Raw genomic sequence first — 24,363 nt, forward strand, 5'->3', positions numbered from 1 at the left:
GATAGGGTAGACTATCCCCCTATCAGATTGTCGTGTTTCGGTATCATTTCGGTGTCAGTTCGCCAGTTCTCCCTGGTGTCGTTCCTCCCCTGAATCTCACAGCGGCGTATTGCTCCCTTTGGTACGCTCGTTTTGGTCAGGATTCCTCCACATCCCTGCCAAAAGTCATGGCACTACATCGCCGGGGAAGCATATCCCACACAGGCTGGTCATTCGATTGGAATAATCCATCGATGAACTACCTGTATCATAGAACATTTTTGTACCCTGTGCCGTATGTCCACAAAGTAGGAATTAAGGGTAAAAATCAGAAATTTCCACGATTGCGGAAAGTGTGATATAATCCAGTTAAGCGGCAGCAATCAAACCGCCGGAAAGGAGCGTGTGCCCATGAAAGGAGCGACAAGCATACAGGAACGCCTTTGGGAACTCCGCAAGGACAAAGGCTTAAATCTGGAAGAATTATCAGAGTTGACGGGTATTTCCAAATCAGCTCTTGGAAGTTATGAAAAAGAGGATTATAAGGAAATCAATCATGGCAACCTTATCGCGCTGGCAGACTTCTATGGAGTTTCCGTTGATTATCTGCTGTGCCGGACAGAGAACAGGGAGCAGATCAACACGCCATTGACGGAGCTGCATTTGAATGATGAGATGGTCGCACTTCTGAAAAGCGGTCGGATTAACAACCGTCTGCTCTGTGAGCTTGCCACACATAAAGATTTTATCAAGTTTCTTGCAGATATTGAGATTTATGTGGACGGGATTGCCACCATGCAGATTCAAAACCTCAACGCCCTTGTCGATACCGTCCGGCATGAAATCATTGAACGGTATCGCCCCGGCGAAGATGACCCGCATTTGAAGGTGCTGCAAGCTGCCCATATCAGCGATGATGAGTATTTCAGCCACATGGTTCTGGATGACCTCAACCGGATTATCCGTGATATTCGGGAAGCCCACAAAAAGGACAGTGAGAGTGCGCCCCAGACCACTGTTGCCGATGAACTGAAAGAAAATCTGGAAGCGGTCGAAAATTTCAAGGGCAGCCGGGATGAAAAGTTGGTTGTCCTTTACTGCAAGCAGCTCGGCATCAACTATAAAAATCTGTCAGACGAAGAATTTCGCTGGCTGATTCGGATTCTCAAAAAATCAAAGAAAATGGGAACGCCTATCAGCCAGAGGAAAAAAAGGTAAGGAAAAACCGCTGTTGCATGGTTTGTTGGCTCCCATGTAGAAGCGGTTTGTGCTGTGGTTATTCAGTTAAAATTTCAAAGCGATAAAGTGGAATTTATCTTAGAAATTACAGCAATGTTATTTTGATAAACTTTCAAGAATTGAAATATCATGCTTATCTTTATCTCTTAATTCATAACCTGAGTGGAAAACTCTTTGACCTTTTAAGGATATACAAGGAATTGTTTTTCCTTCAAAAAAAGCACTACCAAAGTAATCTTTTTCAAACTCATACCAGCCACCCTCTAAATCAGCTTGTTTTGAAGTTCCGTCCTCATTTAAAACGAACGGGTGAATGTCTAAGTAACCAAGTTCATCACTATATAACTCTATTCTAACCGGTTTCCAGTCTGTATCAATTTTATAGCCCAGATTCAAAAGCACATTTAACAATTTTTCCGTATGTTGAGCATCAAAATTTATATCTATATCTCTATGAATTCTTGTTTGTTTACCAGCTAAAATATCTACACCCCATCCGCCATCCAACCAGTATGTAATTCCAGTATTTTCGAATAATTCTATTACTTTCATTAAATCTTCTTTTGTTGTTATTTCTTTTCTACCCATACAAAGTCTCCTTTACAACTTCTAATTTGTAATAATCATTCTACCATACCGTTATGAATAAATCATCTCATGCAAAACAATTTCTTCTGCCCGGTTGTGAATGTTATTGCAACGCTGCACCCATTCCATTTGACAGGTACGCTTTAATTCCTCTGTCACGCCCTCGGCAGCTTTCAGCTGTTCCATGATAGTGTCTGACCGTTCCTGTGCCTGTTCGTTCATGTCTACAAGATATGTCCACAATTCTCCGGTCAGTATCAATGTATTCAATCTGGATGGGTGGACTTCTCTTAAATATTCCCGGTGCATCCGTCCATACTTTCCGATGGGGCGGTGTTCTTCCGGAAGTTTCAAATCCGGGATGTAGTAATCTCCGACAAGGATATAGTCAATTCTGTTTTCTGTTATTCTTGGTTTCAATTCGCTCATGTTCCTTACCTCCTGTGGAAGCAGGCTCGTCTGATACTAACTCAATCACATCGGTAATCTCACAATTCAGGGCTTCGCAGATACGCAGCAGCGTTTTCATACTGATATGCTCGCCCTTGCCCATGTTGGCAATCATGTTGGTTGTCAGACCGGCGGCAAGCCGCAAGTCCTCTTTTCTCATGCCACGCTCTTTCAGGGTGTTCCATAATGGCTGATAGCTGATGTTCATAGGCTTCCCGTCCCTCTTTCCATCGTCAAGTGTTCTGCACCCATTATAGCAGAAATCTTGCGTTTCCACAATATTTCTTGACCGCACCGCCGGTTCCGTCTGGATTGTGTTTTCCCTTTCTTCGCTTTTTTATTACATCTAATTAGCCATAAGCTGTTTCATGCCTTGTGATTTTGCACCGGGATTGTCGTTTCCATATCCTTCTAAGAGATTAATTCCACCCCAAATGCCTAGACCAGCTCCAAGAGCGACAACGAGTGTCTGCAATACATCAATTGTTGAGTTAAAAAATTCCATAGTATCATTCTCCTTTAAAATTATATTTTTTTATAAATAAAAAAGCTGAAAAAGAGTGATTTTCTTTTCCAGCTTTTTATTATTTTTATTACTTAATATTTATAGATTAGTCTTTTAATTCATAAATTATATTGCCCTTATAGTATATTGAAATACATATATCAATTAAATTTTCTTTATCAGGAAGTGATAAATAACCTGAATAATTAACTTGGTTATATCCATACATTTCATTTAACACTTCAAAATAAAAATTATTATAGTTTTTGATAAAGTCTAAAAACTCCATCTTTTTTCCTTTAAAATCGCCATATTGTCCATTTTCACTTAAAAAGTATACACAAGAAAAATCTAAATCAAAATCTTCAATTATAATATTTCCGTCAACTTGTTTATAAGGTTCTTTTAATTCTATGTATCCATTTTCAAAATAGAATTTTATATTATTATCTATAAATTCTATTTTAGATACAAACATATCATGCAAGCTGTATGGTATTGTAGATTGATATTTATAAACAACATTCATTATATTGACCTCCATAATAATAAAGTGATTTTATAAAATTATAACAAAGCTACTTATTATTAACAATATTTAAGGATATCAGTAATCTGTAAGGTCTATTTCATATATATCATAAATATCATTATCATTAATTTTTAGTTTTGTGGATAGATATTTTTCTATATCAAAAGTATTTTTTATATCAAAATCGGATAAATATTTATAGTTTGGGTGTTTTGTAATATCATATTTTTCTGAAAGAAAAGGGCGTACACCTCTAAGTTGTAATATACATTTATTTCCGTCCATAACAGCAAGTTCATCAATAGACATAAGTTCTTTTCCAAGTTTTTGATAGTTTATTCCATAACTTCTTTGATTTCCATGGGTATCAGAAGTATTAAACATATCAATGGTTTCTTTTCCTAAACTTTCTGAAACATCTTTTAAAGTAGTTTTTTCCTTACCACCAAGAAAAACCATACTGTCACAGTTTCCTATAATTGTTTCAGCGTTATCCTTATATATTGCTTTAAGTTGACTTTGTGCTTGTAAAAAAATACAAGCTGATATTTCTCTTGAACGAATTGTTGCCATAAGTTTTTCTAATTTTGGTATTTGACCAATGTTTGCACACTCATCTATTAAACATCTTACATGAACTGGCAACCTTCCACCGTATACATCATCAGCTTTATCACATAAAAGATTAAAAAGCTGAGTATATGCCATTGATACAATAAAATTAAATGTATCATCAGTATCACTTATTATAAAAAATAAAGCTGTTTTTTTATCTCCTAAAGTATCAAGTTCCATTTCATCATAAGAAGTTAATTCACGAAGTTCTTTAATATCAAAGGGAGCTAATCTAGCACCACAGGATATAAGTATACTTTTTGCTGTTTTTCCAGCAGCAAGTTTATATTTTTTATATTGCCTAACTGCGAAATGTTCAGGATTTTTAGCTTCAAGAACATCAAACATAATGTCAACTGGATTTTTAAAATCTTCATCATCTTCACGTACTTCCATTGCATTTATAAATTCAATGAGTGTTGAAAAATTTTGTTCATTTTCAGGAGCTTCAAAGTATATATATCCTATCAATGCTGTATAAAGAAGAGTTTCAGCTTTAATCCAAAAATCTTCACCAGTCTTTCCATCACCTTTTGTGTTTGCTATCAGAACATTGACAAGTTTTAAAATATCTTTTTCACTTTTTATATATGAAAATGGATTGTAATGCATAGATTTTTTGAAATTTATTGTATTAAGTATTTTAATTTTATAGCCTTTAAGTTGTAATAATTTCCCACATTCATTTATTACAGTACCTTTCGGGTTTTGTCAATAAGGAACAAGAAAAAAGTATCTTGCTTTTAAGCGGTTTCATCGCCGCTGTCGTTCTTGATAAGGCGCACAACCTTGTCCGTAAAGGTTTCCCGGCTGGTTTCGCTGAAATGGATATGAATGTCAAAGGTCGTGCCGCCGATGTTCTTCACAAGGTCGGGTTTGGCGGTCAGAGGGGAAGCGGCTGCGGGGGCGCTGGTCTTGCTGGTTTCATTGTTCATAGGCTGCTCCTTTCTATGAGAAAAGCCCCATGCGGCAGCACATGGGGCGGTGGTTGAGGGTTGAAGTGGCGAAGTGGCAAAGTGGCAAGGTATCTGGGTTTTGCCACTTGGATTTTGCCACTTCATTTTTTGAGGGCGTGATACCATGCCGCGCCGATACGCTTTGAGGTAATGCGCCCGTCAAGGTTTTTCTTTGCCGCCCGGACGGTACGGGCAGAAATCCCGGCTTCGGCTGCGGCCTTATCAATGTCCTCGCTGGCAAGTTCTTTCCCGTCTGCGAGTAAGTCAAGTATCAGTTTCTCGGCTTGCTCGGTCTTGGTGGCGGTGTTCCCGCCCGCGCCGGATAGCAGCTCGTCGGCGGTTATGTCGTATTCGCCTATCCATGAAAAGCCTGTTTCCGGGTCAAGGCAAAAGGCAACGGGCTTGCCCTCCGGCGCAAGGGAAGATTTGTCATGGACGATAACGCGCACATTTGGCTCCCGCTTCACGCGCCCGATCAGCAGGACGCTCCTTGCTGCGGCGCGGAAGTCAATAGAACCTAAGCCCCGGTATGCGCTCTGCCCTCCGGCGGCTTTGTTCAAGTGCCCGATAAGGATAACGGCGCACCCGGTACGCTCGGCAACATCGGCAAGGCGGCGGAACATGGGGCGCACTTCGTTTGCCCTGTTCATGTCGGTTTTCTCGCCCATATACGCCTGTATGGGGTCAAGGATAATCAGCCGCGCCCCGGTCTGCCGGATAGCTCTCTCTATGCGCTCATCGGAAAGGGAAAGCCCCTGTTTGCTCTCGTCAATCACGAGAACGCGGTCAAGGTCTGCTTCGGCTTCCATAAGGCGGGGCTTGATGGTGTCGCCCAAACCGTCCTCGGCAGTCTGGTAAATCACATTGAACGGCTCATGCACTGCCATGTGGGGGAACGGCTTGCGGTTGGTACAAGCGGCGGCAAGGCGTAGGGCAAAGGTGGTCTTGCCCTCGCCGGGGTTGCCCTGCACAATGGTTACTTTCCCAAAGGGGATATACGGCTCCCATAACCATTCGACGGTCTGCGTGTCCACCTCGCTCATGCGGATAATCTCAACGGTTTCTTCCTGCGGCGGCTCTTTCAAGCCGTAGACCGCTTCTCGCAAATACTTCCCGTCTGTGATTTCTGCCCGGTGCTGCAATACCTCGTTCCAATCCTTGAAAAGAGGGATAAGCCGGTGGACGGTATAGCCCTCCGGCATGAGCTTCACAAGGCGGCTGCAAGCGTCGTTTCCGGCTTCGTCGCTGTCAAGGCAGAGAAAAACGGTCTTGATGTTCGGACGGTCAGAGAGAAAGCGGAGCAGGGCTTTTTCTCCCACGCCGCCCAATGACAGATAGCTTTGCTTCTGCCATTCCTTTTTGAACAGGCAGAGGAAAGAGAGCAGGTCAACGGGGGCTTCAAAGACAAACAATCTTTCGCCCTCGCCCCGGTAGCAGAAGTTAAAGGCTTTGTCGCTGCCTTTCACATCAAGCCGGAAGTTTCCCGCCGTTCCCTTGCTGTGGGCGTAGCGCGGTATTCTGTCCTCGTCCCGCCCCACGAATACGGCGTTGTGGTAGGCTGCGTCCTCGTAAATATCGCCGCTGGCAAAGAAAAAGCCCGCCACATCTTTATCAATGCGGCGGGCGGCTGTGAGGTAGTTCCTCGCTGTTCGGTTGTCGGGGCTGCGGGGCGGCAATCGGAATTGCGGGGAGTCCTGCGGCAGTGCGGCTCCCTTTTCTCCCGTGAGAAGTTCCACGGCTTCGGTAAAGCTCTTTCCGAAAAACTCCATAACAAAATCAACGGGGCCGCCGCCCTTGCTCTGACTGTGGCGATACCACTTGTTGCCCCGGACGGTCAGGCTGTCGTGCCGTTTCCAGCGGTATTCCTGTCCGGCGCGTTCCAGCGGTTCTCCCTGCGATTGCAGGAACAAAACAAGGTCGGCTTGGTTCGCCCGGTCTATCTGTTCTTGGGTGTAATACATGATTGATACCTCCGGTGGTTGAAGTATTCATGGTTTTGAAGTACAATAACAATAAATCGAAAGTTGGTGAAGAAATTCTATGAGCGTATGCACATTTATTGCTTCGGATTTTCTCTTGACGGAAGTTTCGCCCGTTCAGGACTATCCATTTGAAATAAATCTTGATAATGGCACAATGTATGACGGTGGTGCAGATGATAACTATTTTCTGCATTCCTTTCAAGATGTTCAGAACTATTCTGACAAGAAAAATGGGGTTTGTCTGGAATGGAACTACTTTACAGAGGGTCGGGCAAAGCAAATTATTGAATATATAAAAAATGCCTTGCAGAATACGACTTCAATAGAACTCTGGCATGTATGGTTAATGGACTACTATGAATTTGAGGACAGACCTGTAATTCATAAGCAAACAGTTTCCATTGATGAACTTACTACAAAACATATCAAGGAAATTGATGATGCAGAGATTTGGAATACTCCCGATAAAATGTATCCGAATAGGCCGTCATTCTATTGCTTGGAAATAAAACGATAATGAACTCCCTATTTGTCAGGCGGTACATAGGACGGACAAGCCGGATAGCTTGCCCGTCCTTCTCTTTATCGCTCCTGTTCGTGCCGCTTGGTGCGGGTCCGCGTCTGTTCCGGCTGGTCGGCGCGGAGCGCAATATCCACGCACCTGCGGATATTTTGAAGCTCGGAAAGGTCGCTGCGGGTGCCTTTCAGCTTGGCGTATTCCGTTTCCCTCTGTGCTTTAAGGGCAGCATATTCTTTCTCCCATGCGGAGATCGGCAGGGTTTTCACGCCCTCCGGCAAATGGGCATGGAGATAGCGGTTTGCCGCGTTCCAAAGGGTAAGCTCGGCGCGGCGGGCTTCCGCAAACTTCTCCTGTTTTCCTTTCCAGCGGATTTGCCGGTACTCGTCCTGTACGGGCTTGTAGGTCTGATAATTCCTGCCGTACTCAATGAGCTTTTGCAGCTCTTTCATGCGTTGCTCGGCGGTTTTCATTCCCGCCCGGATAGCGTCGGCCTGTTCGCTGACAGAGGAAAGGGCTGCGTCCAGCTCGTCAAGGGTAGAGATACCATGCTCGGAAAGGTAGTTGACCGCCGCCGCTACGGTTTTCAGTTCGTCGGCTGCGTGCTGCCGTTGCCAACTCTGCGAATACTTCCGGCTCTTTTCTCTCTGAACGCTCAAATACTTCATCAGCAGATTTGCAAGGCCGGGGGATTGCGGGGGCTGCTCCGGCGCGGTTTCCCTCGCGGTAAGCAGTCCGGCAAGCCATTCTTTGAGCTTGCCGATCTGCGCCCGGATTTCCCGGATAAGGCGGTTTGCTTTCTGGATATTCCGGTTAAGCTCGCCTTTCTCGGTCACAATGCCTTTCTTCTCCATTTGGCAAGCCGCCACGCCCATGTGGACGGTGGGGATTTCATCAATGCCGCGCTCGGCGTTGCTGCGGTGGTCGATACGCTCCGCATTTCCGGCGCGTTCCAGATAGGCGTTTGAAATATCCGCCCACGCCTTGCGCCATAAAAGGGCGTTGCCCTTGTCGTTCCAGCCCGTAAGGTCTATCTTGTGAGTCTTGTATCTGCCGCTTGGAAGTCGTATGCGCTCGCCGTTTTCGTCAAGGTCATATTCCTTTTTGGATTTTGCCGCCCATGCGCCGCGCTCGTCAAGGGGGCGCATGGTAAGCATGATATGACAATGGGGGTTGCCGCTGTCGGTGTCATGGATAGCAAAGTCAACGCACATTCCTCTGGAAACAAATTGAGAGGAACAGTATTCCCGGACAAGCCGTATCTGTTCCTCTCGTGATAATTCTATGGGGAGTGCCGCGTCAATCTCCCTTGCAAGCTGGGCGTTCCCGGCTTTCTCGTAAAGCTCCACGCTGTTCCAGAGGGCAGCGCGGTCAGAGAAAGAGGGCGGGGCATGGGGCGGCAGCAGGATTTCCGTATGGACTACGCCGCGCTTTCTTGTGAAGTCGTGGGTTTCTCCGTCCCACTCGTTTGTGATTTTCTCGCCGCTTCGGTAGGCGGCTGCGGCAACGGCTGACTTGCCCTTGCCCCGGCTGATTATGCTGATATTACAATGGTAAATGGCTATGGGTATCACCTCCGTTAGAGCGTCATTCAGACTTGTCGGAAGTGAACAGCTTGCAACGCAAGGTGTTTGCTTCCGACAAGTACACAAAGGGGTAGACAGCGCAAGCTGTCGCAGGGGAAGTGTAGCTTCCCCTGTCTGCGGCAAAGCCGCCAATCTCGGAACATAGCAAGGTGCTGTGTGGAGAGATAAGCCCTCGGCAGAGCGCACACGCCCGCAAGGGTGTATAAGTGAAAGGGATTATTCGCTTTTCCCGCCCTCGGTGCGTTTTTTCAGATAAGCCCGCGCTTCCTCGCTCGTCAGGGCAAGCCGGAGAAAGGCGGCGGCTTCCTCATCGGTCATGGTCTTGGCTTCCGGCACAATGCTCTCAAAGACTGCGCCTCGGACGACCAGCCGGTGGCTGCGCGTCCGGCGTTCCTCTTGGGATAACTTTTGCCGCAACACCTTTTCCCGATTTTCAAGCTGCCGGATTTTCTTCTTCCCGTCCTCAATCTCGGCTTGCAATTCCTCGCGTTTTTTTTCTCTCGGTTTCGTCATGGGTGGTCACTCCTTTCTACCTGTCGGCATAGAAAAAGGACAGTCGATTTCCTCGGCTGTCCTTTTGATTAGGGTGTTTGGTTTACTCCGTTCTGCTCAATAAATGGGAATATTAAATATCAATACGCCCTTTAATACATTCCTATTAAAACATCAGCTTCGATTGTCAAATGTGTGAGAGTACGCCAATCAACGCAATCTTTTTCAACGCAAAAGAGAAGCGGCGTCATTTCAATAAACGACATTCTTTGTTCTGATGACAACTGTACGGTGGCTGAAACCGTTTCTCTTGAAATGGTTTTAAGATATTTCTCAAAATATTCAACGACAGACTCATTTGAATAATCTGGATTTTTCAAGTGTGCTTGCACTTTAGTCCTGATTTCCCTCAAATGATTTTTCGTAGGAATTACTTTCACAACATATCCGTTAGGAGATAGCAATCGCTGAAATTCTTTGTAGTGTGCAGGCGAAAATATGTCTAAAATACAATCCATACTTCCGTCTTTCAAAGGGATTTTTGATAAGTCAGTAACAAACCACTTCACTGCTTTGCGCTTGTCTTTTTTTGATGCAATCTGTATTGCCTCCCTTGACAAGTCAAAGGCAAAGATGTTTCGTTCTGTTCTTTGCTGTATCTGCCTTGCATAGAAACCCTCGCCGCAACCAACATCTAAAATGTTTCTTATAGATGGCGTATCAGAAATAAACTGTATGATTTTCTCCAACACAACATCATACATGCCATACTCCAAAATTTGGTGCCGGTTGTCAAAAGACCGCTTGCTGTAGTTGGTTTTGGGCGATGATTTTAACAACAAATTTACATACCCATATCTTGAAATATCAAAGCAATGTCCATGTCTACAAATTAGGCTATTGCCTTGTATATCCATTGATTTTGTGCAAATTGGGCATTGAAAATAAACCTTGCTGTCTGCAAAGCGTGATAAATTATTATTCATTTGTTTTTCCTCCGTAATTACATCTCTGCTTCAATAAGCGAGTTATGCAATACGGATAACCGCAACATAACTCGCGGTTTTATCTTAATCTCATAAATGTAACCATTGTGTTGTCCTCCAATCAATTCCGCAGTATTACTCTGCTTTTAGAAAAAGTATAGCACAAAACTATGAACATTTCAACTCTATTTCAGCCTGTCGGCGACGTTGCTCTCTCTGGCATACCGCCGCGCCGCTTCCCGCCGTTCCTCGCTGTATGGGGCGGTCAGACGGAAAGAGAAGCGGCCTTTCTCAATGTCAAACTCCATGCAGCCCGTTTCCGGGTCTGCGTCAGTCTGCTGGCAGATCGCCGGATAACGGCGGCTGTATGCAAGCAGACGCTTTTTCAAGGCGGTGTTGTGGGTGCGGATATGGATAAGGGGGTCTTTCTCGTCAAACCAAATATCGGTGGTCTTTTCCTGCTTGGTAAGCCCTGTTCTCATGCAAGCTCCTTTCTGCGCCCCTGTTACGCAATAGGGGCATTTTTCGGGTGTTTTCTCCGGCTCTTGACTTGGAGAAAACAGCGTTTTTGACGATAAAAACCGCCCGGACGGGGAATGGTTCGTCGGGGCGGCTGTTATCGCAAGATTTCCGATTTTTCCGGCTCTTGACCGTCAGACATAGATTAGCTCATGCCTGATGATTTCCTCGGCTCTCGCCTTGCAGTTGTTCATCAATCCTACCCATTTCATCGGGTCGGCGGCTTTAAGGGTTTCGGTGGCTCCCGCTTCTCTGGCAAGGCGGGGCATGAGGTAGTCCAGCATATCCCGCACCGCCCGGTCTGTTTCCGCAAGGTGGGGATATAACTTCTCGCTGGCTACAAGGGCGGTATAAAGGCGGTGGCGGTATTGTTCCAGATAGGCTTTCCGCAGCCGCCCGTAGTGGCCGATATGGGGCTTTGGGGTAATGGGGCGGTTCCCGTTATCAATCAATCTTCTCATGCGATTTGTTCTCCTTTCTCGTCGTGCTTCTTCCTGTGGTAGTTCTCCCGCCTTGCAGCAAGGAAGTTCTCATACCGGGCTTGGGCTGCGGGGTTTCCGGCTGCGGCTTCCTCGTACATCTTCTGGCGGGATTTCTTGGTGGCTTCCGAGTGGTAAGCCCGCCGCCTTGCAAGCTCGGCGGCTGCGGCGGGGTCGGTTTCCGCTTGGGCTTTCAGTTCTTGGTAGGCGTTCTTCTTCCGGCTCCGGCTGGCTTCAAGGCGTTCCGCTTCCTCCGGCGTGAGGGGCTGTCCCGCGACTTGCGCGGCGGCAAGCTCTTTGAGCGTCCGGGGCTTGGGCGGCTGCGCTGCTTTCTGCCGTTCATACCATGCCTTGTGCTGGCGGTTTTTCCTCTCGCGGTAAGCGGCAAGGCGTTCTGCTTCCTCCGGCGTGAGGTCGGCTCCGGCCTTTTGCAGCGCGGCAAGCTCCTTTAAGGATTTCGGCTTTGGGGACTTGGGCGGCTCGGCGGCTTTCCGTTTCTTCCGCCATTCCTTTTGCCATGCCCGGTTATGGGCTAACCGCGCTTCGTCTGCCGCCTGTTCCTCCGGGGTCAGCAAGCCCGCTTTCTTCCTCGCGGTAAACTCCCGCTTCTCTGCCTTGCGCTTTTCCTCCCGCGCTTTGGCAAGCTCCTGTGAACGGGCTTCCTTTGCCGCCTGTTCCTCCTGCTGGCGGCGTTGTTCCTCGGCTTCCATTGGGGTAACGATATGGGCGGGGACTTCAAACGCGCCGATGAAGTTGAGGTAAATATCTATCCGCTGGCGGCGGCTGTTCCCGCGCCCCTCGCCCTCATGGACAACCACTTTCTCGATAAACTCGTTGAGCATGGGCGTTGTCAATTCGGAAAAGTCGGTGTAGCGGCTCACAAGCTCGATAAACTTATCTGTTTTCAGCCTGTCGGCGTTCCAGCTCTCGATTGCTTCCTGCCATTGTGCGATAGCGGCTTCCAGCCCGGTCTGTTCCTCGTCATATTCGGCAAGCAGACGGGTAAAGTGCTTATCGGGTATCTTGCCTGTGGCGTTTCCCTCGTACAGCTTTTTTACAAGCCCGTCCAGCTCCTTATACCGCCGCTGCGCCTTGCTCACTTTCTGCCGGTACTCCTTGACGGCATTTTCTTGGTGCTGGTCGGTGGCTTTCCGCACACGCTCGATAAACTCCGCTTCATTGTGCCGTACATACCAGCTCACGCGCTGGATTGCGGCAAGAATGGCGGCTTCCATTTTCGCGGTGGGGATATAGTGCATGGTGCAGTCGCGGGTAAGCTGGCGGTAGCTGGAACACACAAAAGCGTCGTCCAGATACTTGCCTTGCACAAGGCTGCTGCGGTGGGTCAGCTTCGCGCCGCAGTCGGCGCAGTAGAGAAGCCCGGTCAAGCGGTTTGTGGTGTTCTGCCGCTTGGGGGCGCGGCGTTTTGTTCCCATAAGCCGCTGGACGGTGTTCCATGTTTCCTCGTCCACAATGGCGGGGATTTCCCCGTCAAAAATATACTGTTCCTCCGGCGCGGTCTTGCGGGTGCTTTTGGTCTTGTAGTTCTCGCAGACGGTTTTCCCTAAAACCTTGCGCCCTGTGTACTCCGGGCGTTTGAGGATATAGCTGATAGTTGTTGTTGACCATGCGTAGGGGTCTGTGTACTTCGCCGACCGGACGGGTGCGCCTATCCGCTTCCAATGCTCGGACGGGATAGGGATTTTCTCGGCGCGGAGTGCCCTTGCTATGCTGGCGATACTCTCCCCGGCAACAACGCTGTGGAAGATACGGCGCACAACGGCTGCGGCTTCCTCGTCGATTACCCATTCGCCCTTGTTCTCCTTGGACGCAAGGTAGCCATAGCTGACGCTGCCGGAGCAGCGCAAGCCCTTTTCCATTCTCGACTTGAACACGCTCTTGATTTTCCGGCTGGTGTCGGCAACATACCACTCGTTTATCACATCTCGGAAAATTGACATTATATCAAAGCCGTTGGCGGTATCAAGGTTGTCATTTGCCGCAATAAAGCGTACATGGTACTCGTCAAAGGTGCGCTTCAAAAGCCCCACTTCGACAACATCACGGCCAATCCTGCTTTGGTCTTTGATAATGACCGTAGCCACATTTCCCGCCCGGATTTCTTCCAGCATAGCGTCCAGCCCCGGACGCTTGAAAGTAGTTCCCCGCACTCCGTCATCGGTGAAGTGCCGGATATTCGTAAAGCCGTTCTTTTGGGCGTAGTCCTCCAAAATGCGCTTTTGGTTTTCTATCGAAACGCTTTCCCCGGCTCGTTCATCGTCATGGGAAAGACGCTCGTACAGGGCTGTGATTTTTCCCTTGTCCGGCTGTTTCTTCATGGGGTGTAACCTCCTTTCTTGAGGGTGCGCACTCCCTTTATCCTTATTGTAAATTACCATTCGGGTCAGTGACAACATAACTTGAATGACACTGCATAAGATTAGGTTTTAGCCAAAATCTTGTTTTTCCGCTACCTGAACCACCGACAATAATAACATTTTTATTTCTTGCATATTTTGGATTTTTTGGGCGGTTAGACATCATAAGTCTTTCGGTCTGTGTAAGTATTATATTATTTTGAAAAACAGGGTCTATAAAAGGTTCTATATCTGTTGATTTTCCCCATCGAGCTGAACCATATTCAATTCCTTTACGATATTTTTTTGAATTTTTGCTTTTAACATATATTACAAAACGTAGTATAACAGCTATTGAAATACCAAACATTAAATCTTTTATATTAAAGCTGGGAAGGGGACTTTGAAATGCTTTTGAAAAACTATCTGAAAAATTTAAAAACTTATCAGATATTTCATAGCCTTCAGAAAGTCTCCAAGCCTTATATACTTTTGTTGACATAAGTCCAAATACAAAACAAGGTAAATTTAATATTATAATTTTTTTAATTTTAGTGTTCATAGACTTTGTTCCTTGTTTTTATTTTTGACAACATTATGTGAGGAATTTCTTACAAGCTGTATAAATTTTCTTAACTGTGAAATAACAGATGGTTTTTGACTTTTATTAAAATTTTTTGCTGTAAACTCTGTAAAAGCTGAATTTATAGCATCTGCATCTTTACCTTTGAAAAAAACAAGATATCTAGGTGGAAGAGTTGATTTATCTTTTTTTATTGCAAAGTCAACACCATATTTTTTTGCAATACGTTCAAAGGATTTAATATTTTTATCGTTTACTTGAATATTGCTCATTCCTTGATTTTGTCTTGCAAGTTTTTTAATGCTTTGTTTACCATGAGGAATTTTAGAATGTTTCTCTTTTCTTGATTGGAGATATTTTAAAATAGCAATTTTTAAAATTTGTGTAGTAAGTTTAGTTGATTTTATTGCAAGGGCTATTGACCTATTTTCTATATCTTCCTGCACTATTGACTACCTCCTTTTTATTAAAAAACACGCTTTAAAAAAAGCGTGTTAAATTTTAATTTTTATAATGTATTATGTAAATCATGATTAACAAGAGCACTATAATAATTACCCATTGTTGAAGGTGCATTGAATAATACTGTTAATAAATAGCTTTTAATATTTCTGATATATGATGTTGTTTTTGAAAGAGACTCAAAAACATAGTCTATATGAGAACTATTTATTTTCAAAAATTTATCTTTTACAAGCTGAGAAGGGTGTTTATTTCCAGCAATACTCATTACAGCTTTTGAAGAACATAATGTTTCAACCATTAAATCAACAATTTCATCTAAACGTTCGTTGTTATATCGTTTTTTTAGAAAATCATATTCAATGTTATTTAAAATAGTATTTCTAATCTCTTGTATATTTTTAAATCCAATATCATCATATCCTATCATATCTTTAGTTTCAGTTTCTGATTTATCTATACTTGATTGATTAGGATTTGATTGATTAGTAATTGATAAATCAGTATTTAATAAATTAGTATTTGATATATAAGTATTTAATTGTGCGGGATTTTCCAAAATAGGTTTTTCCTGTTTAGGGTAATCCTGTATAGGTTTATCCAAGATTGGATTTTCCAATATAGGTTTTTCCAGTACAGGTTTTTCCAGCATAGGTTTATCCAATTCAGGATAATCCCTTTTATGTTTATCATCATCATTTTTATTATCTGAATTATCAATATTTTGTGGTCTTTCAAATATAGTATATTCTGTTGAAGAGAGTTGACCTTTTTCATTTCTAAGTCTTTTACGCACAATATATCCATTTTTTTCAAGTTCTTTAATTGTTGCGTTTATGCTGTCAACTCCGTCTTTACATATCATAGAAAGTCCTTTTGTTGTATAGTCCCAATCTTCTGGTAAAGATAACATTAAAGACAATAATCCCTTTGCTTTTAAAGATAGTTTTGTATTTCTTAAATGGTGATTTGCCATAACTGTGTAATCTTTAGTCTTTTCAACTCTGAAAACAGCCATATTTATCAAATCCTTTCAAAATTTTATCGTTCTTGTTGATGTGTTCTTTTTTTATGCCAACTCTCAAGAAGTTTAATAATAGTTGCTTCCATTTGCTGTGGTGTGTAGTTTTTAGGAAAATATTTTTGAATTTTTTCACCTGTCAGAGTTACTTTATTTAAAGCTGCCTTTTTTTCTTCACTCATAATTGCATATATTCCTTCAAAGGAACATTTACCTTCAGCACTAAGTTTTTTGAGACGTTGAGCCTGAGAAAGAGAAGGTGTTGACTGTTCCATTTCTATTATTTCAATCAAATTTTCCTGTTCTTCTTTCTTTAAATATGAAAGTTCAACGGCAGGGTTGAAAGCTATCTTTTTTTGGTCTACCATTTCAAGAAGGGCGGGTATGAGTTCCGTTAGACGAATAAATCGCTGTACTTGAACAGCACTTGCTCCAGCTTCTTTAGCAACCGTTTCTCTTGCACTTTTTGCATTTAACTTCTGTCCAACTTGGACAGAAGTTAAATCGGTTCGTGAACCTTGTCTTTTTATTGCTTCTAATTTCATTTTAAAAGCAAAAGCACGTTCACTTGGAAGTATGGAATCTCTTTGCAGATTACTATCAACCATAATTATTGTTGCAGCAGCATCATCAAGATTACGGATAATAACAGGCATTGTTTCAAGCCCTGCAATTTCACAAGCTCTTTTTCTTCTGTGACCTGCTATAAGCTCATATCCACCTTCTATTCGAGGTCGAACTATTGCCGGAACAAGAACACCATATTCTTTTATACTTTCAGCAGTATCAAACATTTCTTGATTATCTATGACTTTAAAAGGGTGGTCTTTAAAGGGAAATAGTTCTGTTAATGGTATTTCACAAACTTTTTCACGATTATTATCTATTCTACTTTCTTCTGTAGAAAATAAATCATCTAATGATGTCAGACTTATGTTTTTTGCAGAGCTTTTCAATTTCTAACACCTCCTTTGTAAGATTTTTGTAAGCTAATGCCACTTTACCTTTAGGGTCGTGAGAAAAAATACTTTTACCCTCGGCACTTATTTCAGCAGCTCTTATGGAATATGGTATTTCGGTTTTAAATATATTTATATTATTTCCGTAAGTCTGTCTTATAAGTGAACATATATCTTTTGCAAAATTTGTTCTATTATCAACCATTGTAAGAAGTACACCATCAATTTTTAATTTTGGATTTATCTGTCTTCTAACTTTTGATATTGTTTGCAAAAGTTGTTCAAGTCCCTTTGCCGGAAGATATTGTGTTTGTACTGGGATTATTACACTATCTGCTGCGGCAAGGGCATTTATTGTTAACATTCCAAGAGAAGGCATACAATCAATAATTATAAAATCATATTGATTTCTAACTTTATCAATATATTGTTTTAGAATTGTTTCACGACTCATTATATTTACAAGAGATACTTCCATTCCTGAAAGTTCTATGTTAGCTGGAAGCAAACTAATATTTTCGTGATGATTAAGTATGCCTTCATTGGATTGAAATTTAATATCTGTAATAATTTTGCTCATTATGGTTGAAAGGGTAGTTGTTAATTTATCTGGATATGAATATCCAAGACTTATTGATAAACTTCCTTGTGGGTCATCATCAATGAGCAAAATTTTTTTGCCTGAAAGTGCAAGACCTATACCGAGATTTGCACATGTTGTTGTTTTACCTACGCCGCCTTTTTGATTAGTAACAGCTATTATTTTAGCATTCAATTTATATTCTCCTTTCGAATTTTCAAATAAAAAAGAAGTCTGCTTTTAGCAAACTTCTACTGTCAGATGTATGGATTAGTATATTGGATAATCTATGGCTAAATTAAAATAATAACCTTAATACAAATGTTATCTTTTTTATAGAGTAAACAGCTGTTTTATTTAATGGTAAATATTACCACAGCGAGTTCGAATAAAATGATTAAAACCGCTAAAGCCTTTAAAATAAAGGTTTTTAGCGGTTTTATTTTTGTTAAGCGTACTAAAAGCGTACTATTTGTTTAATTCATCTAATCTGTTAGCTACAACATTATGTTTGTTTGGGTATAAATGAGAATATGTTTGTAGTGTAGTTTGTATTTTTTCATGTCCTAGTCGTTCAGATATTATTAACGGTGAGAAACCTTGTTCTATTAATAAACTTGCGTGTGAATGTCTTAAGTCATGTACTCTGATGTGTTTTACACCTGATTTCTTACAGCCCCTGTTCATTTCATGGTTAAGATAATATTTTGTTACAGGAAATAACCTTTCACTTGGTTTATAATCATATAAAGTTTTTAAATATTCTTCAATCATATCACATATAAAGTTAGGTATAGTTATTATTCTTTTACTTTTTGGTGTTTTTGGTGTAAGTATTAAATCTTGACCATTATGTCTTGAATAATTTTTACTTATACTTACGGTTTTTTCTTTAAGGTCAAAGTCATTCAATGTAAGAGCTAATAATTCACCTGAACGCATACCAGTCCAAAATAAAAGCTCAAAAATTACTTTTGAGAGTTGTTTATCTTCAACAGCAGAAATAAACTGCTTAAATTCTTCAAGTGTCCAAAACTGCATACTGTCTGCGTTATTTTTTCCTATACTTCCACATATAACAACGGGATTTTCTGATAATTTGTAATATTTACGAGCAAAATTAAATATAGCGGATAATTGATTATTTATAGTCTTTAAATAGGTTTGTGAGTAGGATTTACCGTTATCATCTTTATGTAATATTAATTCATTTTGCCAGTTCCTGACGGTGGTTGTATCTATTTTATTTAATGGCATATCTTTAAAATATGGTAGTATTTTTAAGTTTATAATATATTTTTTATTTTCTAGTGTAGTTGGTTTAAGTCTGCTTTCACAATCTTTGAAATAAAGTTCGATAAGACTACTAAATAACATTGAACAATCAGCGTTAGACTTTTTTATAAATTCCATTTCAAATTCTTTAGCTTCTCTTTGAGTCTTAAAACCTTCTTTTTTCTTCTGTTTTCTTTTACCTGTCCAATCTGTATAATAAAATTTACAGAACCATGTCCCACGGTTTTTATCTTTATATGCAGGCATTAAATCACTTCCCTTTTAAATTCCCCCTAATTAATAGGGGGAATTACAATTAATTATGATATTGAAAAACCAAGTTCTTCAAGACTTTCTTTTATTTGTTTAAGATTTTCTTGAGTAGCGTTATCTTCAATTTTTTCTGCACCACGATATACATATTTTATAACTTGATATGCATCAGTACCTAAATCACTATAAGGAAGTTCGTCATCTCTACAACCTATATCAAGATAACAGCCATAATACATAGTTTTTTCCATTGTTTCATTATCAACAAAATAATTAGGATAGTTGTCTACTAAGAATTTTACGGCTTCATCTCTTTTTTCTTCAGAAAGACCATTTGTTTCAATTTCATCTTTTGCTTGATAGTATATATAATCAACCATTTCACTTGTATTAGGCTCAGGAACAGTTTCTTCTTGTTCTACTTCCTGATTTTCGGATTGTGTAGCTTCGTTTTCTGTGGTCTCATTTTGTACAGTTTCAGTTTGTTGCTGTGTATCAGAAGTATTTTGTGTAGTATTACTATCTGATGAGTTACAAGCTGTTAACGATAAAGCTAAAACAAAAGGTACAATTAATAATCTTTTTTTCATAGTATATACACTCCTTTATTAATTTTATATATGCCAAGATTTTAAAAATCAAGGTTTACAAGTTCCACAAGGTGAATAGCCTTTGCTTGCAGCTTCTGATTTTGAGTCAAATCCTATAAGATTTGATTGTGTTATTTTCTTTACCCAACGGCAAGTTGGACGATGATATTTATCAGACTCAAGACTACCTACATAAACACCAGTTTTTTTGACTGTCTCAGTCTGTGGCTGTTCAGGTGTAGTTTGTGGCTGTTCAGGTACAGTTTCAACAGGTGTATTTTCAACAGGCTGTGGAACTGTATTTACATTTACAGTCTGAGTTGTAGGCTCCCATAAAACTTGACAATCAAGGCTTTCAGCTACAAAACGAGCAGGAACCATTGTTCTTCCTTCAACTATCTGTGCAGGCACATCAAGAGTTTTAAGTTCGTTATTCACATAAGCTGATGTATCATTTAATTTTAATGTTATTGTTTTTTCTCCTGATGTAGCTGTTACAGTTTGAGTTGTAGGCTCCCAGTTTACCACAGCTCCCAATTTTTCAAATATTGCTCTTACAGGTACAAGAGTTCTTCCGTCAACAATTACAGGCGGTACATCTGTTACAAGAGGTACATTGTCAATGTTGAGACTAATTCCAGCAAAAGCATTTACAGCCATTGTTGCTGATAAAAGTAATGTTGTTGTAATTAATTTTAATTTCATGGTATATACACTCCTTTGAAAATTATTTTTTTATTAAATGTTTTTTCTTTAAGCGTTTTTTCTTTTTGTATCTTCTGATACTGATGATGTTTTTACCTTTCTTTCAGCCTCCAGTTCAAGACGATAGGCTTCAATTTCTTTTTCTATTGTATCATCAATTTTATTTTCTTTAATATTTTGATTGTTAGGAATATTTAATATTTCTCCATTTTCTTTTTCGTATTCCAAAATGCATTTTTCAATAAGATATTCAATTTGCATTGCTATTGAGCGTTTATTGTGTTCTGATATAAATTTTATTTTTTCAAAGTTTTTTGGTTGCATACGCATTGTAAAAGCTCTTTTATCTGTTGCCATATATGTCACTCCTTCAAAATGGTTTCTTAATGATTTCATTATTACATATTTTTGAAGATAAAACAATATTGCTAGTTGACATCACTTTGAATGTATGATATATTTTTTTAAAAGTGATGTCACTTAGAAATATGGTGAGGGGGGTGAAAAAATGGCTAATATTATGACAATAAGGGTACCTGAAGATTTGCAAAAAATATTAAAGGATATTGCACAAAAAAGAGGAATGTCAAGAAATTCTCTTGTTTTACAAATATTATGGCAATGGGAACAAAAAAATAATGTTGAATAAGGAGTGGTTAATATGTCAATGGATTTAATTATTTCTTTTGTTTCAATGTTCTTTTTAGGTATGTTGACAATGGAACAGAATATTGAAAGTAAAAAAAGAAGGGAGAGAAAAAGAAGAAAATAAAAAGCCCCTAAGGGAATTGCAGTTCCCAAAAGGAGCAAAAACAAAATCAAACATAAATATATTATACATTATAAATTGAGTTTTTAAAAGATTTTTTTAGTTTGGAGTGAAATTTTTATGATTAGTGATAAGTACATACAAGTGAAAGAAGTTATGGAAATATTACATATTTCAGACGGTAAAGCCTATGCTATAATACGTCAATTAAATGATGAATTAAAGAAAAAAGGCTTTATTACAGTTGCAGGACGAGTTCCAAGAAAATATTTTAATGAAAGATTTTACTTAGATTAATTATTATGGAGGAATTAAAAATGGGTTACAGAGCAAGAACAAACGGAAAAAACAAAAAGATAAGACAGCTTAAAAAGGAATGTAATATTTTAAAAGTGAGAAATAAAATTCTTGAAAAAGTGGTTATTAAGACAAATGAGGAGTATCACACTAAATTTTTGAAACTAGAAAAATTATGTTTTGATACACAGAAAGTAAGTGATGAAGCATTAGAAAAAGCTAAGGACTCTAATAACTTTTTAGATGAAGTTTCAGAGACAAGTTTAAAAATGTATAAGGCTTTAAGATACATTTTTTGTATATTTACAGTTGTATTAATTGTTTTATTTTATATTGCAGTTTTTATTTAAAAATTTAATATTGCAGGAGGTATAGGGCATTGAATTATATCTTGGAAATTAAAGCATTTTACGATTGGCTGGAAGTAAATCAACTGTCTACTGCTGGTATTGTTTTGTGGCACGCATTAATGCACATAGCAAATAAAACAGGGTGGCAGGATAATTTTACAGTAGCTATTGCGGTGCTTGAAATTAAGACAGGTTTACAAAAGAAAGCCATAATTAATGCCAGAAATAATTTAAAACAAGCAGGTCTTATAGACTTTATAAGTAGAACAGGAAATAAGTCTGCTATATATAAAATGAATTCTTTTGTGGTTCTTAAAGAAACACAAACAGAACCACAAAAGGGAACACAAATAGGGACACAGACAGAACCACAGAAAGGGACTATTAATAAACAAGACGAGCTTAAACAAAACAATATTAAAAAGAAAAATAATAAAAAAGAAAAAGAACTTTCGCCTTTTGAACAAGCCCTTGTTGATTTTACAGACCATAGAAAAGCACTTAAAAAGCCTTTAACTGAACACGGTTTAAAATTGATTGTAAGTAAACTTGAAAAACTTGAACCTGTATCTGTTGAAAATAGAATTAAGATACTTGAACAGTCTATGGTTAATGGTTGGACAGGTATTTTTCCACTAAAGAAGGAGGTTTCAAACTATGGATATACAGGAGAAAATGAAACAAATCAAGGAAATGAACAAGAATATGGATACATCGGACAGACTTACTAAGCTGTTGCAAGCTGAGTGTGACAGAACAAACAGCAGAGTTAAGAATTTATTAAATGACGGCTATAACTGTACAAAATGCAATAATAGAGGTTGGACAGCTGAAATAATTGACGGTGCTGTTAGATATGTTGATTGTTCCTGTATGCCTTTAAGAAATAATATGAATAAAGCAAACAAAAGCGGTCTTTCAGCTATACTTAAAAAATATTCACTTGATAATTATAAGGTATCCAGTGAGTGGCAAGGCAAAATTAAAAAATCAGCCTATGAGTTTTTAGAAAATAAAAGAGGTTGGTTCTTTATAGCAGGACAGAGCGGAGCAGGAAAAACTCATATCTGTACTGGCATATGTAGAGAGCTTATAAAAACAGGTCATAATGTCAAATATATGCTTTGGCTTGATGATGTGTATAAACTGAAAAAGTTTGATGAAGAAGGTGAAAACTTGAGAGAAACTCTTAAAAGTATTGAAGTTTTATATATTGATGACTTGTTTAAGACTGATAGAAACGAAATTCCTTCAAGTGCTGATGTTAGAATTGCTATGGAAATATTAAATTTCAGATACATAAACAATAAAATGACAATAATTTCAACAGAGAAAAATATTTCAGAAATATTTAATATTGATGTGGCTGTTGGTGGAAGAATTGCAGAGATGAGCCGAGAAAATATTATAAATATCAAAAATGAAAAAGAAAAGAATTATAGACTTGATTTTGTGTAGGAGGTAGCAAAAAATGAAAGATTTAGAAGCTTTAGAAATTTTCTGTAATATAAATTCTAGAAAAGTAAGTGTTGCCGAGAAAATAGAAGCTATAGAAAAAACTATTTTTAATAACTTTTTTTATAAAATTATTACAAAAAAAGAATATTTAAAAGCCTTTAAGTAGCTTATGACTAATTATGATTTTAAAGAAGATAGATTGATAGATAATAGTATGATAATTAAAATTCCTGAACCTGATAATAAAAAACCGAGTTGTCTAGAACCTATGAAAATAGGATTTGCGTTAAAAGCTGAAATATATAAATATAATTATCGAAAAGAGCACGAGCCACAACAAATATCTACATTAGATTTAACTATAATATATGCACTATATGAATACTTAAAAATACTAGAAGGGGAGAAAAAATGAAATTGGAAGAAGCAACAAAAGAAGAACTAATATATTGGATTGAACTTCATGAATGGAAATTAGCTTCTAAACTAAAAGGATTTGAAAAGGATATATTGTTTTATCGAATTCAAAAAAATTCGAAGGAACATAAAGAATTATTTGCAAGATATTCGGAAACTCTTTCTGCATATATAGAGTTTTTAAAGCCTTACGATAATATTTCTATAATTGATATACCTAAAGACGTTTTAAATAAAGGTGTTAAACTAGAAAGAGAATTGAAGGATTTAAACAAAAAATTACAAAAGAAAGAAAAAGAATGGAGTAAATATAATAAGAAAATTGATGAAATTTTACAAATTTAATTTTTAATAAAATAAAGAGGTATTAAATGGACGAGAAAACACTAAGACAGTATGTAAATCTTAAAAAGGAAACAGAAGATATTAAAAAAAGGATTTTTCACCTTAAAAATGAAGTAAATAAAATGAGAAATGACGGTATTATATCAGCTGATACAAATACATATATTGAAAAGCAAGTCTTAAGAGCGGAATATATAGACAGGCTTACAGACCTAGAACAGAAACTTATTAAAAAAACAGTTGAGATTGAAAATTATATAAGTGCAATTCCTGACAGTTTTATAAGACAAATAATAAGATATAAATATGTAGACGGTATGAGCTGGGAGAGAACAGCAAGAAAAATGGGGGGATATAATACAAGGGATAGTATAAGAATGACTGCAAAAAGATTTTTTCATAAAAATAATATTAAAAAGTCCTGTTAAAGGGCTTTTTTTATTTTGCAAAAAAAATAAAAGTTGTTCGTTTTGTTCGTTTTAGGTATGATATATTCC

At 39.4% G+C, this 24,363-nt stretch carries 32 protein-coding genes and 2 pseudogenes; 11 read left to right on the forward strand and 23 right to left on the reverse strand.

All coding sequences use genetic code 11. The features are described 5' to 3' along the window. Positions 1-390: 390 nt before the first annotated feature. A complete protein-coding gene (locus B5E58_RS08885) occupies positions 391-1,197 on the forward strand; it encodes a helix-turn-helix domain-containing protein (RefSeq protein ID WP_075877043.1) in 807 nt (268 codons plus the stop codon). Positions 1,198-1,314: 117 nt separating this feature from the next. Here the strand turns inward: B5E58_RS08885 and B5E58_RS08890 are convergent, their stop codons facing one another. The 8 genes and pseudogenes from B5E58_RS08890 to B5E58_RS08925 all read right to left on the reverse strand — a co-directional run bounded on the left by B5E58_RS08890 (position 1,315) and on the right by B5E58_RS08925 (position 6,825). Then, positions 1,315-1,806, reverse strand: coding sequence for a nucleotidyltransferase domain-containing protein (locus B5E58_RS08890; RefSeq protein WP_009266803.1), 492 nt, complete (start codon positions 1,804-1,806; stop codon positions 1,315-1,317). 51 nt (positions 1,807-1,857) lie between these two features. Next, positions 1,858-2,235, reverse strand: a complete 378-nt coding sequence (locus tag B5E58_RS08895; protein WP_075877044.1) for a TnpV protein — start codon at positions 2,233-2,235, stop codon at positions 1,858-1,860. Further along, positions 2,195-2,464: a helix-turn-helix domain-containing protein gene (locus tag B5E58_RS08900; RefSeq protein WP_075877045.1), complete on the reverse strand. Its 270-nt coding sequence runs from the start codon at positions 2,462-2,464 to the stop codon at positions 2,195-2,197. Before B5E58_RS08900 ends, B5E58_RS08895 begins: the two co-directional genes overlap by 41 nt. Before the next feature lie 138 nt (positions 2,465-2,602). Next, complete coding sequence (locus tag B5E58_RS08905; RefSeq protein ID WP_088109326.1) at positions 2,603-2,761, reverse strand: Maff2 family mobile element protein; 159 nt, start codon at positions 2,759-2,761, stop codon at positions 2,603-2,605. Between the two features lie 106 nt (positions 2,762-2,867). Beyond that, entirely contained in the window at positions 2,868-3,290 is a 423-nt protein-coding gene (locus B5E58_RS08910; RefSeq protein WP_088109327.1) for a hypothetical protein, read from the reverse strand. Between the two features lie 78 nt (positions 3,291-3,368). Further along, a pseudogene (locus B5E58_RS08915) lies at positions 3,369-4,616 on the reverse strand (VirD4-like conjugal transfer protein, CD1115 family); the annotation flags it as partial. Positions 4,617-4,651: 35 nt separating this feature from the next. Next, positions 4,652-4,843 carry a transposon-encoded TnpW family protein gene (locus B5E58_RS08920; protein ID WP_087385489.1) on the reverse strand — a complete coding sequence of 64 codons (192 nt, stop codon included), beginning with the start codon at positions 4,841-4,843 and terminating at the stop codon, positions 4,652-4,654. A 122-nt stretch (positions 4,844-4,965) separates the two neighbouring features. After that, positions 4,966-6,825 carry an AAA family ATPase gene (locus tag B5E58_RS08925; protein WP_088109328.1) on the reverse strand — a complete coding sequence of 620 codons (1,860 nt, stop codon included), beginning with the start codon at positions 6,823-6,825 and terminating at the stop codon, positions 4,966-4,968. 79 nt (positions 6,826-6,904) lie between these two features. On the opposite strand from B5E58_RS08925, the gene B5E58_RS08930 reads away from it, so the two are divergent. Continuing rightward, positions 6,905-7,363, forward strand: a complete 459-nt coding sequence (locus tag B5E58_RS08930; protein WP_088109329.1) for a hypothetical protein — start codon at positions 6,905-6,907, stop codon at positions 7,361-7,363. Positions 7,364-7,428: 65 nt separating this feature from the next. Here the strand turns inward: B5E58_RS08930 and mobQ are convergent, their stop codons facing one another. From mobQ to B5E58_RS13705, 15 genes and pseudogenes are all read right to left on the reverse strand, one after another. Beyond that, positions 7,429-8,928, reverse strand: coding sequence for a MobQ family relaxase (gene mobQ / locus B5E58_RS08935; protein ID WP_443080062.1), 1,500 nt, complete (start codon positions 8,926-8,928; stop codon positions 7,429-7,431). A gap of 237 nt (positions 8,929-9,165) precedes the next feature. Next, positions 9,166-9,462 (reverse strand): DUF3847 domain-containing protein, encoded by a 297-nt coding sequence (locus B5E58_RS08940; RefSeq protein ID WP_002592867.1) that lies wholly within the window; start codon positions 9,460-9,462, stop codon positions 9,166-9,168. A 131-nt stretch (positions 9,463-9,593) separates the two neighbouring features. Then, entirely contained in the window at positions 9,594-10,427 is an 834-nt protein-coding gene (locus B5E58_RS08945; protein WP_002584969.1) for a methyltransferase domain-containing protein, read from the reverse strand. Between the two features lie 185 nt (positions 10,428-10,612). Next, the gene (locus B5E58_RS08950) at positions 10,613-10,909 is read right to left on the reverse strand and encodes a hypothetical protein (protein ID WP_002592868.1); all 297 of its coding nucleotides are present in this window, start codon (positions 10,907-10,909) and stop codon (positions 10,613-10,615) included. Between the two features lie 171 nt (positions 10,910-11,080). Then, on the reverse strand, positions 11,081-11,407 hold the full coding sequence (locus B5E58_RS08955) for a TnpV protein (protein WP_088109331.1): 327 nt from the start codon (positions 11,405-11,407) through the stop codon (positions 11,081-11,083). Continuing rightward, on the reverse strand, positions 11,404-13,764 hold the full coding sequence (locus B5E58_RS08960; RefSeq protein WP_088109332.1) for a recombinase family protein: 2,361 nt from the start codon (positions 13,762-13,764) through the stop codon (positions 11,404-11,406). Before B5E58_RS08960 ends, B5E58_RS08955 begins: the two co-directional genes overlap by 4 nt. A 49-nt stretch (positions 13,765-13,813) precedes the next feature. Continuing rightward, positions 13,814-14,344: pseudogene (locus tag B5E58_RS08965) on the reverse strand (type IV secretory system conjugative DNA transfer family protein); the annotation flags it as partial. Then, positions 14,341-14,811 carry a PcfB family protein gene (locus B5E58_RS08970; protein ID WP_088109334.1) on the reverse strand — a complete coding sequence of 157 codons (471 nt, stop codon included), beginning with the start codon at positions 14,809-14,811 and terminating at the stop codon, positions 14,341-14,343. The pseudogene B5E58_RS08965 and the gene B5E58_RS08970, both read right to left, overlap by 4 nt. Before the next feature lie 62 nt (positions 14,812-14,873). Next, positions 14,874-15,845: a DUF6017 domain-containing protein gene (locus B5E58_RS08975; RefSeq protein WP_088109335.1), complete on the reverse strand. Its 972-nt coding sequence runs from the start codon at positions 15,843-15,845 to the stop codon at positions 14,874-14,876. Between the two features lie 23 nt (positions 15,846-15,868). Continuing rightward, a complete protein-coding gene (locus tag B5E58_RS08980; protein ID WP_088109336.1) occupies positions 15,869-16,804 on the reverse strand; it encodes a ParB/RepB/Spo0J family partition protein in 936 nt (311 codons plus the stop codon). Further along, entirely contained in the window at positions 16,761-17,582 is an 822-nt protein-coding gene (locus B5E58_RS08985) for a ParA family protein (RefSeq protein ID WP_088109337.1), read from the reverse strand. Before B5E58_RS08985 ends, B5E58_RS08980 begins: the two co-directional genes overlap by 44 nt. A 273-nt stretch (positions 17,583-17,855) precedes the next feature. Further along, positions 17,856-18,929, reverse strand: coding sequence for a site-specific integrase (locus B5E58_RS08990; protein WP_088109338.1), 1,074 nt, complete (start codon positions 18,927-18,929; stop codon positions 17,856-17,858). Between the two features lie 53 nt (positions 18,930-18,982). Then, positions 18,983-19,525 (reverse strand): hypothetical protein, encoded by a 543-nt coding sequence (locus B5E58_RS08995; RefSeq protein ID WP_088109339.1) that lies wholly within the window; start codon positions 19,523-19,525, stop codon positions 18,983-18,985. A gap of 48 nt (positions 19,526-19,573) precedes the next feature. After that, positions 19,574-20,230 carry a copper amine oxidase N-terminal domain-containing protein gene (locus B5E58_RS09000; RefSeq protein ID WP_088109340.1) on the reverse strand — a complete coding sequence of 219 codons (657 nt, stop codon included), beginning with the start codon at positions 20,228-20,230 and terminating at the stop codon, positions 19,574-19,576. Between the two features lie 48 nt (positions 20,231-20,278). Continuing rightward, positions 20,279-20,587, reverse strand: coding sequence for a hypothetical protein (locus tag B5E58_RS13705; protein WP_088109341.1), 309 nt, complete (start codon positions 20,585-20,587; stop codon positions 20,279-20,281). A gap of 151 nt (positions 20,588-20,738) precedes the next feature. On the opposite strand from B5E58_RS13705, the gene B5E58_RS13360 reads away from it, so the two are divergent. The 9 genes from B5E58_RS13360 (at position 20,739) to B5E58_RS09040 (ending at position 24,294) form a co-directional block, all read left to right on the forward strand. Then, positions 20,739-20,879 (forward strand): ribbon-helix-helix protein, CopG family, encoded by a 141-nt coding sequence (locus B5E58_RS13360; protein WP_143597249.1) that lies wholly within the window; start codon positions 20,739-20,741, stop codon positions 20,877-20,879. A gap of 240 nt (positions 20,880-21,119) precedes the next feature. After that, a complete protein-coding gene (locus B5E58_RS09010) occupies positions 21,120-21,296 on the forward strand; it encodes a DNA-binding protein (protein ID WP_334293190.1) in 177 nt (58 codons plus the stop codon). 20 nt (positions 21,297-21,316) lie between these two features. Further along, the gene (locus tag B5E58_RS09015) at positions 21,317-21,646 is read left to right on the forward strand and encodes a hypothetical protein (protein ID WP_088109342.1); all 330 of its coding nucleotides are present in this window, start codon (positions 21,317-21,319) and stop codon (positions 21,644-21,646) included. Positions 21,647-21,675: 29 nt separating this feature from the next. Beyond that, the gene (locus B5E58_RS09020) at positions 21,676-22,377 is read left to right on the forward strand and encodes a helix-turn-helix domain-containing protein (protein WP_088109343.1); all 702 of its coding nucleotides are present in this window, start codon (positions 21,676-21,678) and stop codon (positions 22,375-22,377) included. Further along, on the forward strand, positions 22,304-23,104 hold the full coding sequence (locus B5E58_RS09025; RefSeq protein WP_088109344.1) for an ATP-binding protein: 801 nt from the start codon (positions 22,304-22,306) through the stop codon (positions 23,102-23,104). Before B5E58_RS09020 ends, B5E58_RS09025 begins: the two co-directional genes overlap by 74 nt. Before the next feature lie 13 nt (positions 23,105-23,117). After that, positions 23,118-23,270: a hypothetical protein gene (locus B5E58_RS13455; protein WP_158097716.1), complete on the forward strand. Its 153-nt coding sequence runs from the start codon at positions 23,118-23,120 to the stop codon at positions 23,268-23,270. Between the two features lie 3 nt (positions 23,271-23,273). Continuing rightward, positions 23,274-23,519 carry a hypothetical protein gene (locus B5E58_RS13460; RefSeq protein WP_158097717.1) on the forward strand — a complete coding sequence of 82 codons (246 nt, stop codon included), beginning with the start codon at positions 23,274-23,276 and terminating at the stop codon, positions 23,517-23,519. After that, the gene (locus tag B5E58_RS09035) at positions 23,516-23,866 is read left to right on the forward strand and encodes a hypothetical protein (protein WP_088109346.1); all 351 of its coding nucleotides are present in this window, start codon (positions 23,516-23,518) and stop codon (positions 23,864-23,866) included. The genes B5E58_RS13460 and B5E58_RS09035 overlap by 4 nt, the downstream gene beginning before the upstream one ends. 26 nt (positions 23,867-23,892) lie before the next feature. Then, positions 23,893-24,294: a hypothetical protein gene (locus B5E58_RS09040; RefSeq protein WP_088109347.1), complete on the forward strand. Its 402-nt coding sequence runs from the start codon at positions 23,893-23,895 to the stop codon at positions 24,292-24,294. Positions 24,295-24,363: the final 69 nt, after the last annotated feature.

The organism is Tyzzerella sp. An114 (genome assembly GCF_002161055.1).
Taxonomy (GTDB): Bacteria; Bacillota; Clostridia; order Lachnospirales; family Anaerotignaceae; genus Fimicola; species Fimicola cottocaccae.

Excerpts from the sequence above, each read along its gene's own strand:
- B5E58_RS08885 (WP_075877043.1), top strand. The coding sequence starts at position 391 with ATGAAAGGAGCGACAAGCATACAGGAACGCCTTTGGGAACTCCGCAAG.
- B5E58_RS08890 (WP_009266803.1), bottom strand. The coding sequence starts at position 1,806 with ATGGGTAGAAAAGAAATAACAACAAAAGAAGATTTAATGAAAGTAATA.
- B5E58_RS08895 (WP_075877044.1), bottom strand. The coding sequence starts at position 2,235 with ATGAGCGAATTGAAACCAAGAATAACAGAAAACAGAATTGACTATATC.
- B5E58_RS08900 (WP_075877045.1), bottom strand. The coding sequence starts at position 2,464 with ATGAACATCAGCTATCAGCCATTATGGAACACCCTGAAAGAGCGTGGC.
- B5E58_RS08905 (WP_088109326.1), bottom strand. The coding sequence starts at position 2,761 with ATGGAATTTTTTAACTCAACAATTGATGTATTGCAGACACTCGTTGTC.
- B5E58_RS08910 (WP_088109327.1), bottom strand. The coding sequence starts at position 3,290 with ATGAATGTTGTTTATAAATATCAATCTACAATACCATACAGCTTGCAT.
- B5E58_RS08920 (WP_087385489.1), bottom strand. The coding sequence starts at position 4,843 with ATGAACAATGAAACCAGCAAGACCAGCGCCCCCGCAGCCGCTTCCCCT.
- B5E58_RS08925 (WP_088109328.1), bottom strand. The coding sequence starts at position 6,825 with ATGTATTACACCCAAGAACAGATAGACCGGGCGAACCAAGCCGACCTT.
- B5E58_RS08930 (WP_088109329.1), top strand. The coding sequence starts at position 6,905 with ATGAGCGTATGCACATTTATTGCTTCGGATTTTCTCTTGACGGAAGTT.
- B5E58_RS08940 (WP_002592867.1), bottom strand. The coding sequence starts at position 9,462 with ATGACGAAACCGAGAGAAAAAAAACGCGAGGAATTGCAAGCCGAGATT.
- B5E58_RS08945 (WP_002584969.1), bottom strand. The coding sequence starts at position 10,427 with ATGAATAATAATTTATCACGCTTTGCAGACAGCAAGGTTTATTTTCAA.
- B5E58_RS08950 (WP_002592868.1), bottom strand. The coding sequence starts at position 10,909 with ATGAGAACAGGGCTTACCAAGCAGGAAAAGACCACCGATATTTGGTTT.
- B5E58_RS08955 (WP_088109331.1), bottom strand. The coding sequence starts at position 11,407 with ATGAGAAGATTGATTGATAACGGGAACCGCCCCATTACCCCAAAGCCC.
- B5E58_RS08960 (WP_088109332.1), bottom strand. The coding sequence starts at position 13,764 with ATGAAGAAACAGCCGGACAAGGGAAAAATCACAGCCCTGTACGAGCGT.
- B5E58_RS08975 (WP_088109335.1), bottom strand. The coding sequence starts at position 15,845 with ATGGCTGTTTTCAGAGTTGAAAAGACTAAAGATTACACAGTTATGGCA.
- B5E58_RS08990 (WP_088109338.1), bottom strand. The coding sequence starts at position 18,929 with ATGCCTGCATATAAAGATAAAAACCGTGGGACATGGTTCTGTAAATTT.
- B5E58_RS08995 (WP_088109339.1), bottom strand. The coding sequence starts at position 19,525 with ATGAAAAAAAGATTATTAATTGTACCTTTTGTTTTAGCTTTATCGTTA.
- B5E58_RS09000 (WP_088109340.1), bottom strand. The coding sequence starts at position 20,230 with ATGAAATTAAAATTAATTACAACAACATTACTTTTATCAGCAACAATG.
- B5E58_RS13705 (WP_088109341.1), bottom strand. The coding sequence starts at position 20,587 with ATGGCAACAGATAAAAGAGCTTTTACAATGCGTATGCAACCAAAAAAC.
- B5E58_RS13360 (WP_143597249.1), top strand. The coding sequence starts at position 20,739 with ATGGCTAATATTATGACAATAAGGGTACCTGAAGATTTGCAAAAAATA.
- B5E58_RS09010 (WP_334293190.1), top strand. The coding sequence starts at position 21,120 with ATGATTAGTGATAAGTACATACAAGTGAAAGAAGTTATGGAAATATTA.
- B5E58_RS09015 (WP_088109342.1), top strand. The coding sequence starts at position 21,317 with ATGGGTTACAGAGCAAGAACAAACGGAAAAAACAAAAAGATAAGACAG.
- B5E58_RS09025 (WP_088109344.1), top strand. The coding sequence starts at position 22,304 with ATGGATATACAGGAGAAAATGAAACAAATCAAGGAAATGAACAAGAAT.
- B5E58_RS13455 (WP_158097716.1), top strand. The coding sequence starts at position 23,118 with ATGAAAGATTTAGAAGCTTTAGAAATTTTCTGTAATATAAATTCTAGA.
- B5E58_RS13460 (WP_158097717.1), top strand. The coding sequence starts at position 23,274 with ATGACTAATTATGATTTTAAAGAAGATAGATTGATAGATAATAGTATG.
- B5E58_RS09035 (WP_088109346.1), top strand. The coding sequence starts at position 23,516 with ATGAAATTGGAAGAAGCAACAAAAGAAGAACTAATATATTGGATTGAA.
- B5E58_RS09040 (WP_088109347.1), top strand. The coding sequence starts at position 23,893 with ATGGACGAGAAAACACTAAGACAGTATGTAAATCTTAAAAAGGAAACA.